This window comes from Paenibacillus sp. J22R160 (assembly GCF_059692135.1).
In genome coordinates this window covers 1-12,718 of sequence record NZ_JCAUAU010000019.1, presented here as the reverse complement: position 1 = coordinate 12,718, position 12,718 = coordinate 1, and the positions used below count along the sequence as shown (strand labels likewise).

Below are 12,718 nucleotides of genomic sequence, written 5' to 3'. Positions count from 1 at the left end.
TATGTGCTTGGCCATACAATGATGATAATGAAAAGAACGAATATACGAAAGGATTGGTGCCTGTGAACCCCATGAAAACGGTCAGTCAGGTTCGAATAACATCTCCTTTATTTTCCGGACTCGCCTATTCATTAAGCATGATGACAATTGGAACAATAGTAACATCGTTATTTTTGCTGCTAACTAGCACACAAGAGAGTTCCTTGCATACGTTAAGTACAATTATCCATGCTGCTGCGCTGTTTATCGGAGGCTGGGTTTCAGGCAAAAGAGCCGGTAACCGCGGCTGGTACCACGGGGGACTCGTCGGATTCGTCTATTTTATCCTTATTTTCTTGGTTGGCTTTCTAGCTTTTGACGCAGGATTGAATCTTCAATCCCTGCAATTGCTCGGTATTTTATTTGCATCAGGAGCACTTGGAGGCATCCTTGGCGTTAACACGAAGAAATAAGACGTTTCCGTGAAAATATCACTATCCCCCTATGATTGTGGTATAATATCATAGTTATATTCGCTATAATTTCCAATATTAGGGGGAAAACACCATGAGCCCGTTTCAGTCTATGACACATGCAACGGTCTATATAGTTATCACAGTCATTATTTTTCTAATTGCCGCCACACGAAAAAATCCGTTCGTTATCGCCGGAAGCTTCGTACAAGAAATATTCACGTCCCGTAAATATTTAATCCACTTCGTAGCACTCATCACAATCCTCTTTTTTAATAAGCTCGAAATGTGGGTCGAAAAACGAATTGACTATAAAGCTGATTTTACCAAATCTATCTACAGCATTGAAGGAAACTTTGTTTCAGCGATTCAACATTACTTCCATAATGATATATTGACAGTGATCAGCAGTTATTTCTATGTCGTGATCTTTCCATCCGTCATGATTACATCCATTGCTCTTTATACATTCAAGAAAAACTATAAACTGTTCTACGCGATTTGTTACGCACTCATGTTCAACTATATGATAGCCATTCCGTTTTATCTGTTCTTTCCAGTTAACGAAGTATGGTCGTTTCATCCAAGTGTTAAGCTGCTTATTCTGGATGTATTCCCAACCTTCGAGCAGGACTATCGCCCGCTGTCTGGGCTCGATAATTGCTTCCCTAGCCTGCATACGTCGATCTCCGTATCGATGGCTGTCATTGCTGTGAAGAGCCGAAATACATTTTGGAAAATTTTCGTACCGATTTCTTCTGCTTTTATCATTTTCACCATTTTTTATCTGGGTATCCATTGGTTATCCGATATGTGTGCCGGTGTAGTGCTCGGCGTTGTAGCCGCAAGATTGGGATTGCGCATTTCCGAAGGACGTCTAATTCTTGGCGAACAAGCGCTGCTTAAACGATCTTTAAAGAACAATGAGCTTTAAAAGCCAAACAAAAAGCGAGAGCCTGATGAAGGTTCTCGCTTTTTTATTTTATTCCTTTGCTGCAGTTTGTGATACAGCATTGATGGCAGAACGATCAAAAGTCATTTTCGTTGCATCGTTGACACGAAGCACACAAATGTCGTCTGTGATCTCCATAATCGTGCCGTGAAGACCGCCAATCGTAACGACCTTATCTCCTTTTTTCAAAGAGCCAAGCATTGAATTTCTTGTTTTCTGTCTTTTTTGCTGTGGACGAATAAGTAAGAAATAGAGAACTACGAACATGAGCACTAACGGCCCGTATGTATACAAATATCCTACCGCTCCAGTATTCGCAGTTGTAGTTTCAGCCAATAGAAACATAGGTATCCTCCTTTCTTAAAATCCTCTTTCATTATCATTCAGCCCATAAGAAGCAAAGAATTCATCACGGAAATCGAGCAAGCGATCTTCCATAATGGCCCCCCTTACGTCACGCATAAGCTGTAGTAGAAAGTGAAGGTTATGAATCGTTGTTAATCTGATTCCAAAGGTTTCATCCGCTTTAATTAAATGTCGAATATAAGCTCTGCTATAATTTGTGCAGGTATAACACGAACATTTGGGATCCAGTGGACCAAAGTCGGTCGCATGCTTCGCATTCCGAATCACAAGACGGCCTTCGCTTGTCATGCAGGTCCCATTTCTGGCGATCCTTGTAGGCAGTACGCAGTCGAACATGTCGATCCCGCGGATAGCGCCTTCAATCAATGCATCGGGAGAACCCACGCCCATCAGATAACGCGGTTTGTTAGCCGGCATCAAAGGTGCTGTATAATCGAGCACTTCATACATCAAATGCTTAGGCTCTCCAACACTCAGTCCACCAATAGCATACCCCGGGAAATCCATGGAAGTCAACTGCTCCGCGCTCATTCTGCGCAGGTCCTCGTGCATCCCGCCTTGGATAATTGCGAATAAACCTTGGTCTTCCGGTCGGCTGTGACCTTTCAAGCAACGCTCTGCCCAACGTGTCGTACGTTCCAGTGATTTCTTCACATAATCGTACTCTGCCGGGAACGGAGGGCACTCATCAAAGGCCATCATAATATCGGAGCCAAGCGCATTTTGTATTTCCATTGCTACTTCAGGCGAAAGAAAAAGCTTGTCACCGTTCAGATGGGATTTAAATGTAACGCCTTCTTCGGTGATTTTGCGCATGTTGCTCAAGCTAAAAACTTGAAACCCACCGCTATCTGTTAAAATAGGGCGATCCCAGTTCATGAATTTATGCAATCCACCTGCGGATTTTACGATTTCATGACCAGGACGAATGAATAAATGATACGTATTACTCAAAATAATTTGAGCATCCATGGTCTTCAACTCTTCAGGGCTCATCGTTTTCACCGTAGCCTGCGTGCCTACCGGCATGAAAGCCGGTGTTTCAATGACACCATGCGGGGTGTGAACCCGGCCCAAGCGGGCACCGGATTGTTTACAAGTTTTAATCGGTTCGTACGTTACTGCTGCTGTCATTACATCCACTTCCTATTCTAAGCTTCCTCTAGTCTTTGTTTCTATTAATAAATAAGCATTGCGTCCCCAAAGCTGAAAAAGCGATACTGTTCTCGAACAGCTTCTTCATAAGCCTGCATCACATTTGTCCTGCCCGCCAGAGCGCTAATCAGCATAAGCAAAGTTGATTTCGGCAAATGAAAATTCGTTAACAAAGCATCCACGACCCCAAAGGTATAACCCGGATAAATAAAGATGCTTGTCCATCCCTGCGAGGGCTGGATAACTAATTGCTTCCCTGCTTGCGTGCCTGCTTGCTCACGGCTGAGACCTGCAGCGGTTTCCAATGTTCGTGCAGAAGTCGTTCCTACGGCAATTACGCGGTTACCTGTAGCTTTGGTTTCATTGATCGCCGCTGCTGTTTCAGAGGAAAGCACGTAATATTCCGCGTGCATTTGATGCTCTTCAATGGTGTCTACGGATACAGGACGGAAAGTTCCTAGTCCAACATGCAGGGTAACGAATGCGAGGCGAACTCCCTTCGCTCTCAGCTTATCCAAGTAAGCCTCTGTGAAGTGAAGTCCTGCCGTCGGCGCCGCGGCTGAGCCCTCGTGTTTGGCATACACGGTTTGATAGCGTTCTCTCTCCGGCAGCTGTTCCTTAATATAAGGAGGCAGGGGCATTTCCCCTAATCGATCCAAAATTTCATTAAAAATGCCCTTATAACTGAATTGAAGCACGCGTGCTCCCATGTCTCCAACTTCAACGACTTCCGCCGTTAATAGAGGCTCTTCATCCTGCGCGCCATCTTGGTTGATGCCAAATACGGCTACAGCTCCCAGCTGCATGCGCTTCCCAGGCTTTACCAGGGCTTCCCAACGATCCTCGCCGAGCTGTTTCAAAAGCAAAAGCTCGACCTTAGCTCCCGTGTCTTTCTTCACGCCAAAGAGCCGTGCTGGAATAACTCGTGTATCATTCATCACGAGCAAGTCCCCGGCTTCCAGATAGTCAATGAGCTGTTCAAAAGTCTGATGACCAATTGCTCCGGTCTGTTTATTCAGCGTAAGCAATCTAGACGCCGTGCGATTAAGCAGCGGCGTCTGGGCAATCAATGATTCAGGTAATTCAAAGTCAAATGCTTGTACATCCATGTGTGTGTATTCATTCCTTAGTTATGTTGACTCCAGCATAATATGTCTGAAGTATTTTTTTATAATCATAGCCTTGTTCAGCAAAACCTTTTGCTCCCCATTGGGACATTCCTAAGCCATGACCATAGCCGGTGCCATGGAAAACGAATTGATTACCTTTCGTTGGGGTAACAGAAGGTGTGTTTGGAGTTCCTGACGGATCCGTTGGTTTAGCCAACCCTGTGGTGCCTAAAGCAGTCAAATCCGTTTTCTTGAGTGGGGTAGGCTGGGATTGATTACCGGATAGCACATAGACGGAGTCCGCGCTAACGTTGCCTGTCTGGGTACTTCCTCCTCCCACGATGGCCAAATTCGATCCTTGAGGGGTATTACCAGTATAACTTCCTGCTCCTTCAATTTCAAACAGGGTGCTGGGTAATCCGCCAAGCACGGTGCGCAGGGCGTCAGGATATGGCACTTTCACCACAACTCCATTCGCTTTGAGTTCCGTAACCCTCCCAGAAGGGCCTCGTGCAGATACCTCTAATGAGGTTAGTTCCCCGTTAACCGTTACCCCTGCCGCTGCTAATTTACTTTTCATCTCACTCGCCGTATAAGGGCCTCTCATCCATGAGTAAGCATTTGACTCTTTTTCCTGGCCTACGACGAGTACCCTTTCCTTAACCGCAAGCTGATCAATTGAGGGATTCGCTGTATTGTCCACGTACGGCGCCAACCGAACGTTGACGTTTTGTTCCGTACACTCATAGTAGGGAGTGCCATTCTTATCTTTCTGGCCGCTATCTTTCAAATACATAGCTGATACATAACCCAACCGGCCATCTGCCAATTGAATGCGATACCAGTTCGCTTTGCCATTTTCCGCTCCTTGATCAGGGCTAGACACACTACGCAAATAACCCACAGGATTTCCCCAAACCTCAGACGGATCTGCTGTCATGCCTCCGGAGTTCGATGAGAACACAGGCGAAATCAATCCGCTTTTATCCGAAATGACTTCATCTTTCGTGGCATCAACCGCTTGATTGCCTGCTGCAAACTCTTTTTGCATACCGTAATAAGCCTGATCTAACGTCGTATCCGTCACTTGAGCGATTTCGTATTTATTTCCCTGTTTAATGGCAAACGTACGGGCAGCAACGGCTTGGGCCTTCAACGCCTCGGCAGGCCAATCGGAGCTAAGCTCTGCGCCTAGCACGCCATATAAATATGACTCCATCGGCACTTCATTCACCAATGCTAATTTATTCTGATATGTACTTATTTCCATGTCGCCACGATACTTGCGGTCTGCTTTTTCTTTTACCGTTATCGCGTCACTTTTGGAGTGAATCAGCGTTTTCTGCTGACCTGCTCCTGCTGCGAAATGCGGAACGGGTGTGGTTCCATTCGTTGACGCTGTTACATCTGATTTGCGAATGAGATAGGATACCTTCGTATTGGCGGCTTGCAAAGGAATGGCAGGGATCGCTCGCATAGCAGCCTGCTTCACCACTTCTAACTGGGCAGGAGTCGCTTCATTGCCTATCCATACACTATAAGCTGGCTTGCCTGTCGCATCTTCTTGCAAGGCCAGGTCCGCTTGAATTCCAACTCCTGTATAAACAGCCGCTTGCTGCAAAGCTGCAGCTTCTGACGCAAACGTGCCAGCACTTAAGTGTAGCGGCCCCGTTAACACAGGAGGAGCTTGCTTCGTAAACGCAGCCACTGTCGCATCCCTAAGCGCTTGAGCTGAAGCGCTTTCTGCCGCTTCCACCGCAGGGAAGCTGCCGTAAAATACTTGAAACACCGTTTTCCCTTGCTTCACCCGGCTTAGCACATAACCATCTGCCGACATCGTGGCGAGCTTCGCGCTTAAACCCTTCGCTGCAGCAAAGTCCGTCGTTTCCAGCATCATGACACTGTACTGATCTAGCGACATACGGATGGCGCTCTCTTGGACGGAAAGCCACAGCTGCTCGGCAGCTCCTGCTGAACTGCGTACAAGGATATCCATACCGCCTGTCGAGCCTAGGGTGGTAACCGGTTCTACTAATTTATATTTGGCAGAATCTATGAATAAGGCAACACGCACTTCATCCAAATGCGATAATCCCGCTGCTTGCGCAGGAATAGCTAGCACTGGAATTGTTCCAAAAGTTAAAGCAGCCGTCGTAATCAAAGCTAGTGTCCTAGGGGCTAACAGCTTTTTTGTTCGTTTCATTCGACAATATTTCCTTTCTTTTGCAGCATTCTATTAAGTTAGACTCTAGCAAGGCGCAGAAGTTTTGCTTCGTAGAAGAAGAAAAAAGGCTGAGGTGTGAAATATGTCAGGCGCAGCGCGTGGTTTAGGGGAACTCAGAGCCGCTATTTTGTCGAAAATAGCTGGTTGAGCGCATTGGACGGAACTACAGGGCCTTATTGATCTGTCTTACTGCCCTATTAGGTCAAAAACGACGAAATAGAGTCCTGTAGTTCCGCTTCAGCAATTAAAATGCCGGATTCCCGCTGAATAGAGGATCACAGTTCCCATATGGGCTGTTGGGGCACGAGGAGTACTAGGTGGGTGCGGCGGGAGGACATCAGAGAAGAAAAAAGGAGCCCCTCGGCTCCTTCTCATGTTCTTCCTATCACCGCTGTTCCGGCACCGGCAAGCCCAAATGATGATAGGCCTGCGGCGTCACGGTTCGCCCTCTCGGAGTACGCTGCAAAAATCCGATTTGCAGCAAATAAGGCTCGTAGACGTCTTCGATCGTCTGACTCTCTTCACCGATGGTGGCAGCGATCGTCTCCAGCCCTACAGGGCCGCCCTGGAAGCTCTGAATGATCGCCCTCAGCATCTTATGGTCGATCTCATCCAGACCCAGGTCATCGATCTGGATGCGCTTCAACGCCTCTTTGGCGATGTCCAGCGTGATGATGCCATCGCCTTTCACCTGCGCGAAGTCGCGAACCCGCTTCAGCAAGCGGTTCGCGATACGCGGTGTTCCGCGCGAGCGCATGCCGATCTCGCGCGCAGCCTCACCGACGATGCCGACCTGCAGGATGTCGGCCGTGCGGGAAACGATGTAGGTGAGCTCCTCCACCGTATAAAACTCCAGCCGGCTGACGACTCCGAAACGGTCGCGCAGCGGCGCAGACAACAAACCGACGCGCGTCGTCGCGCCGATCAGCGTAAACGCCGGCAAGTCCAGCCGCACCGAGCGTGCGCTCGGCCCCTTGCCGATAATAATATCAAGGGCAAAGTCCTCCATCGCCGGATACAGCACCTCTTCCACCGTACGGTGGAGGCGGTGGATCTCGTCGATGAAGAGCACGTCGCCCTCCTGTAAATTCGTCAGGATGGCAGCCAAATCGCCCGGCCGCTCAATCGCGGGGCCGGAGGTCGTTCGAATGCTCACGCCAAGCTCGTTGGCGATGATATTGGACAGGGTCGTCTTCCCGAGCCCTGGCGGTCCATAGAGCAGCACATGATCCAACGCTTCCTTGCGCATTTTGGCGGCTTCAATATAAATCTTGAGGTTCTCCTTAGCCTGCTTCTGGCCGATATATTCAGCCAAATAACGGGGACGCAGACTATACTCTATGGCGTTGTCCTCCATCATCAAATTAGCTGATATAATCCGGTCATTATCCATGGTGATCCTCCTAAGAGCTTTCCCCTAGGAAAGCTATCTTCATTGATTGCTACATCGTATACAGGGCTTGCAGGGCAAGCTTCATCAAAACATCTACAGAATCCGAAGGATTTGCTTTTGGTTTCACTTGCAGCCATGCGCGGTCCGCTTCCGCTTCCGTGTAACCCAGCGTCATCAAAGCTTCTTTCGCTTCTGTCCAAGCTTGGCCGCCCTCCGTAATTTGGGCTGAGCCCACAACGCTTAAAGCTACAGCAGCTTCAGGACTTGAGAACGTCACCGAACCTAATTTGTCCTTGAGGTCCAAAATAATCCGCTGCGCCGTCTTTTTGCCGATGCCGGGCAGCTTCGTTAGGAATGCCAAGTTTTCTTGGCTAATCGCCAAAATAACAGCCTCCGGTCTTCCGCCTGCCGCCAGAATGCCCAAAGCTACCTTAGGTCCAATCCCCGTTACATCCAGCAGTAAGCGGAATAAAGCCTGCTCATCACGCGAGATAAAACCGAACAGCAAATGAGCATCTTCCCTTACGTGATAATGGATAAACATCGTAACATCCTCATTATCCTTATGCGAAAGCGCATAGGGATTAGGACAAAATACGCGATAACCTACGCCATTCACATCCAGCACAGCATATTCACTCTCGCGCAGCGCAACTTTTCCTCGTAAGAAATCTATCATCTTTTTCTGACCTCATTTATTCTAGATTGCAAAGCAGAAGAATGTGCATGGCAAATAGCAATCGCCAGAGCATCCGCTACGTCATCAGGCTTAGGCACCTGCGATAGTTTGAGTAATATTTTGACCATTTCCTGGACTTGATGCTTCTCCGCATTTCCGTAGCCGACAACGGACTGCTTCACTTGAAGCGGCGTATACTCCGCAATTGGCAGACCTGCCTGAACACCGGCTAGAATCATCACACCACGCGCTTGCCCTACAGTGAATGCCGTCGTTACATTTCGGTTAAAAAAAAGCTTCTCTATGGACATAGCGTCCGGTTTATACTTTTCTATCAATTGCGTTGTAGCGTCATAGACATCCTTCAGTCTCAGACCTGGATCGGTATGTGCTTCCGTCTGAATTGAACCGTATTGCACAGGAACAAGCTTGCTGCCAATCTTATCAATAAAGCCAAAACCTACAATCGCGATACCCGGATCAATCCCCAGAATACGCACAGCATTTCTCTCCCATCCAAAAAAAGCGAACATATGTAGTCATTTCTCATTATAGCAGATAACAAAAAAAAGAGATAGACTCGGGATTTCCCCTCATCTACCTCACTATTTTTGCTCTTTTACGGTCTTGTCATCGCTTTTTCTGTTTCTTCCACGGCATAATCGCTGAATGTTGATAATACGCTATTATACTCCTCCATATCAGAGATGCGAATGCCTTCGCGCAGCTTCTCCACCGTATCTGGAGGTAGGCTGCTTTCTAAATGCTTAATGTTTAGTTGAAAAAATGTCCGTATCACATTATCTTTCGCGGGAGTGCCGTTAAACAAGGAGAGATTGCTGCTGCCATCGATGCCGAATACCGCTTTCTCCTTGCAAGCCGGAGACAAATCTTCGATGTTTTCGGTAAATGTGACCTCCCCGTTGGAACTGACACTGAGCAGCCAGTTCGGATGCTTCATTTGCATATTCAGCAGCTGCTCTGAGGTTTGCAAACCGAGTGTACTCTTCTCTTCGCCGCAAATGTAAGACTTAAGCAGGTAGCTTTCTCTGGTATCTGTAATCCGCCTCAGCGTCGCTTCCGCCTCTTTCAGACGCTCATCGTCTATCGGTGTTAATTGAGCCATCGTAGCTTGAGTCGAAGAATTGCCTGCACCTGAAAAACCGCCTGTTGCATATCCGATCCAACAAACCGTACCTACAAGGAAGATCATCCCTAATGTCAACCAACTGCGTTTCCAACGCAGCCTTCTTTTCCAATGCTTCAAAAAACGTTGTACATTCACTGGTATCCCCTTCTATTCTCTTTTTCCGTATTGTTTCCATTTGCATGAGACGCTATACATCATTTACCATAGGGAGAGTAGCATCAAACCAATCAAGACGGACGGTGAAGCTCTATCATGAAAGGTAAAAGACGAATTAAGCGTACAACACTCCTGATTATAGGAGTTGTCCTATTATGGGGAGTCGTTGCCATTTGGAATGAAATGCTCAAAATTGAAAAAGGCGTTTCCACACCGCGCTCAACTTCAGCCTCATACCCGACCACTGACATGAAAAGTAACCAAACATCCATAAATCAGGCAACAAATGGGAATATTCTGAGTATAAAATAGCTATAAAATTTGACTGTGGCCACAGAAATGATATAGTCAGAAGTAGATGAAATATTCTCATACTTATCCATGGAAAACGATATATATTTGAAAAAGGCAACCAGCCGGTTTTCTTAAAGAAAACGCTAAGCCTATGCTTTCGAAGACAGTTTTCTTACGAAAACTCTAAGGAGGGGAAACACCATGAATGTGGCAGAACTTCAATTAATTCAATTATCCAGACGAGGCGATCGCAATGCTTTCGTTGAATTAGTCGAGTTATACCGTAACAAGATACAAAAGCTTGCTTTCCGTATGCTTCATAACAGGCCTGATTCGGAGGACATCGTTCAAGAGACATTTATTCGCGTTTACTTGAATTTGAATCACTACGATGAGAGCCAGAACTTCTCTACTTGGATTTATCGGATCGGCAAAAATGTCGCCATTGATTTGCTGCGCAAAAAACGGCCTGTTCAGTCTTTAGATGCTGAGCTGAACGATCATGACGATGATTACAGCTACTACAGTAAGCTCGCAAGTCAGGATCAGTCACCTGAACACGCTGTACTGCAAACAGAAATCCAAGATCACATGCACACTTCTATTAATAAACTGGCCGACAAATATAAAAGTGTCATTACGCTTTACTATCTGGAAGAGCTTTCGCTGCAAGAAATCAGTACTAAGCTTAACTTGCCGATTACAACGGTCAAAACACGTCTGCACCGCGGGCGGGAGCTTCTCCGCAAGAAGTGGGGCATGAATTTCGTCGTTGGCCTCATGGTCTTCTTCACCATCGGGATGATTGCTTAAGTGTTCCGTCAGCTACAATAATAAAGAAGCCTCCTGAATCCACGGACAGTGGATTCAGGAGGCTTCTTTATTATTATCAGAAATTAATCCAAGGAACGTTCGGTCTACTTTCTTGTGTCTCCAAAGTCGCTCTTTGCTGACGTCTTACGAATGCATTGAGCGCGTCAGTTCCGGCCAATTTCACTTTTTTGGAGGAGCTGCCGCTGTTTTTGGATTTCGCAGGCTTGTTAGTGCGAATATCGATTTCTACAACTTCATCCTTGTCGCTTTCTTTCATAAGTTGATGTGTATGAACCTGCGGCATCATTGGCGACTCGAAGGGAGCTTGATAGTGACCTCCGGCATAAGGGATTCCATATGGACCTGGTTGAAAAGCATACGGATTATGTCCGGCCTGCCCCATGTCCCAAGGAGTGCCTTGTGGGTATAAGTCAGGCATGTAAGGCATGTTAGACATAGACGGCATTGTGTGCATATCAGGCATATTAGACATAGATGACATTGTATGCATATCTGGCATGTTAGGCATACATGGCATTGTATGCATATCAGGCATGTTAGGCATAGACGACATTGTATGCATATCAGGCATGTTAGGCATAGCTGGCATTGTATGCATATCAGGCATGTTAGGCATAGCTGGCATTGTATGCATATCAGGCATGTTAGGCATAGCTGGCATTGTGTGCATATCAGGCATGCCATGGTGGTAGCCGTGCTGGTAACCATCCCATGGATTTCCTACAGGGCCAGCCGTAAACCCTTCTGGGGATGTCATCCATGGTTGTTCCATCATTGAAGGACCTCCACAGCCGCAACCCTCGTTGTTCATAGGGAACGTATTCATCTGAGCATGATGAGGCGCTTGTTCCCACGGTTTCTGTTGATACGGCATAAATGCCGGATACGTCGCGGATTCTTGCTGGGTTGCCTCTGGATAGGCGAATACTTCCGTTGCTTTAATATGGAACTGCTTGAAGGGATGAACGGCTGGCTGCTCATATGGATCTTGCAGCGTAATAACCCCTGGATCCTCCATTGGCATTTCAGGTATCAAAGTCTGCTCTAGCGTAGGAACAGTAGGCATCGGTTGCATGGCCTCTGGCATCGTTTCTTCCGGAATTGGGATATATGGCGGCGGGCTTGCATCACTCGGAGCTATTGGCTGCGCCTCTGGCATATGATCGAAAGGCATCGTCGACGCTTTTGGCTGCGAATGTGGCTTCATGCCATTAGCTTCATGATGCATTTTGGGAACAAAGACAACTTCCCCTGTCATAAGTACGTTGGGATTCTTCAACTGCGGATTAGCCCCAATCATCGCCTGAAGAGGTACATCCCAGGCTTTTCCAAGCTTCCATAAGCTGTCACCCTGCTGAACAATGTGCTTGTAAACGAACTCTGACGCAGGCGGATCGACCGGCTTCGGTTTGGAAGGTATCTTCACCTTCATGCCGATGTCTAGCACATTGGGATCTGCAATTTGCGGGTTGACTGCAATGATCTGATCCAATGTACTATGATATTTTTTTGCAAGCTCGTACAGGGTATCTCCCTTTTTGACAATATGGATTTTCAACACCTTACCTCCTTTTTTCGTTAGAAAAAACTGGCTTTGAAAGCTTATTCACAAGCAATTTCTCATGAAAACCTGCTGGCTAAGCCACCTACTTATTCACAATGATATTACATCTTATGCACGTTTCTAGGCTTTTGCCCCTCTCGGACAAAAAAAATCCCCCGCGCTTGAAAGGAGGGCACTGAAAAACTTACTGTTTTTTCTTCGGCGGTAAGATCAAAATCAAAAAGGAAGACATCTACCCCAGTTTTTGTGGGAGATGTCTTCTTTTTTAGGTCTTATTTGGGGAATCTCCCCTATAAAATTCAATCCGTTAATTTTAATATTCGCTTGAGATTCACTGCAAATATAGCCATTGCTCCTTGCAATTGCATGCCAAGTAGACCCGAGGATGTG

General features: G+C 46.8%; 12 protein-coding genes. 3 read left to right on the top strand and 9 right to left on the bottom strand.

Annotated features, from left to right (window positions below; genetic code table 11):
- The first annotated feature begins 71 nt into the window (after window positions 1–71).
- Both AC58UW_RS26415 and AC58UW_RS26410 read left to right on the top strand, forming a co-directional pair.
- Window positions 72–452 (top strand): TIGR04086 family membrane protein, encoded by a 381-nt coding sequence (locus tag AC58UW_RS26415; RefSeq protein WP_497423626.1) that lies wholly within the window; start codon window positions 72–74, stop codon window positions 450–452.
- A 94-nt stretch (window positions 453–546) separates the two neighbouring features.
- Entirely contained in the window at window positions 547–1,386 is an 840-nt protein-coding gene (locus AC58UW_RS26410) for a phosphatase PAP2 family protein (RefSeq protein ID WP_497423540.1), read from the top strand.
- 48 nt (window positions 1,387–1,434) lie between these two features.
- Here AC58UW_RS26410 and yajC read toward each other — a convergent pair whose 3' ends face one another.
- From yajC to AC58UW_RS26370, 8 genes are all read right to left on the bottom strand, one after another.
- Window positions 1,435–1,749 (bottom strand): preprotein translocase subunit YajC, encoded by a 315-nt coding sequence (gene yajC / locus AC58UW_RS26405; protein WP_497423539.1) that lies wholly within the window; start codon window positions 1,747–1,749, stop codon window positions 1,435–1,437.
- Window positions 1,750–1,764: 15 nt separating this feature from the next.
- Complete coding sequence (tgt, locus tag AC58UW_RS26400; protein WP_497423538.1) at window positions 1,765–2,904, bottom strand: tRNA guanosine(34) transglycosylase Tgt; 1,140 nt, start codon at window positions 2,902–2,904, stop codon at window positions 1,765–1,767.
- A gap of 44 nt (window positions 2,905–2,948) precedes the next feature.
- Complete coding sequence (queA, locus tag AC58UW_RS26395; RefSeq protein ID WP_497423537.1) at window positions 2,949–4,034, bottom strand: tRNA preQ1(34) S-adenosylmethionine ribosyltransferase-isomerase QueA; 1,086 nt, start codon at window positions 4,032–4,034, stop codon at window positions 2,949–2,951.
- A 10-nt stretch (window positions 4,035–4,044) separates the two neighbouring features.
- Window positions 4,045–6,237, bottom strand: coding sequence for a SpoIID/LytB domain-containing protein (locus tag AC58UW_RS26390; RefSeq protein WP_497423536.1), 2,193 nt, complete (start codon window positions 6,235–6,237; stop codon window positions 4,045–4,047).
- Window positions 6,238–6,643: 406 nt separating this feature from the next.
- Complete coding sequence (gene ruvB / locus AC58UW_RS26385) at window positions 6,644–7,651, bottom strand: Holliday junction branch migration DNA helicase RuvB (RefSeq protein WP_497423535.1); 1,008 nt, start codon at window positions 7,649–7,651, stop codon at window positions 6,644–6,646.
- Between the two features lie 49 nt (window positions 7,652–7,700).
- The gene (gene ruvA, locus AC58UW_RS26380; protein WP_497423534.1) at window positions 7,701–8,330 is read right to left on the bottom strand and encodes a Holliday junction branch migration protein RuvA; all 630 of its coding nucleotides are present in this window, start codon (window positions 8,328–8,330) and stop codon (window positions 7,701–7,703) included.
- Window positions 8,327–8,830: a crossover junction endodeoxyribonuclease RuvC gene (gene ruvC, locus AC58UW_RS26375; RefSeq protein ID WP_167069201.1), complete on the bottom strand. Its 504-nt coding sequence runs from the start codon at window positions 8,828–8,830 to the stop codon at window positions 8,327–8,329. The genes ruvA and ruvC overlap by 4 nt, the downstream gene beginning before the upstream one ends.
- Before the next feature lie 119 nt (window positions 8,831–8,949).
- Window positions 8,950–9,615, bottom strand: coding sequence for a BofC C-terminal domain-containing protein (locus tag AC58UW_RS26370; protein WP_497423533.1), 666 nt, complete (start codon window positions 9,613–9,615; stop codon window positions 8,950–8,952).
- Window positions 9,616–10,131: 516 nt separating this feature from the next.
- Between AC58UW_RS26370 and sigW the strand changes: the two genes are divergently transcribed.
- On the top strand, window positions 10,132–10,743 hold the full coding sequence (gene sigW / locus AC58UW_RS26365) for an RNA polymerase sigma factor SigW (protein ID WP_145661437.1): 612 nt from the start codon (window positions 10,132–10,134) through the stop codon (window positions 10,741–10,743).
- A 76-nt stretch (window positions 10,744–10,819) separates the two neighbouring features.
- Here the strand turns inward: sigW and AC58UW_RS26360 are convergent, their stop codons facing one another.
- Window positions 10,820–12,322, bottom strand: a complete 1,503-nt coding sequence (locus tag AC58UW_RS26360) for a LysM peptidoglycan-binding domain-containing protein (RefSeq protein WP_497423532.1) — start codon at window positions 12,320–12,322, stop codon at window positions 10,820–10,822.
- Window positions 12,323–12,718 lie beyond the last annotated feature (396 nt).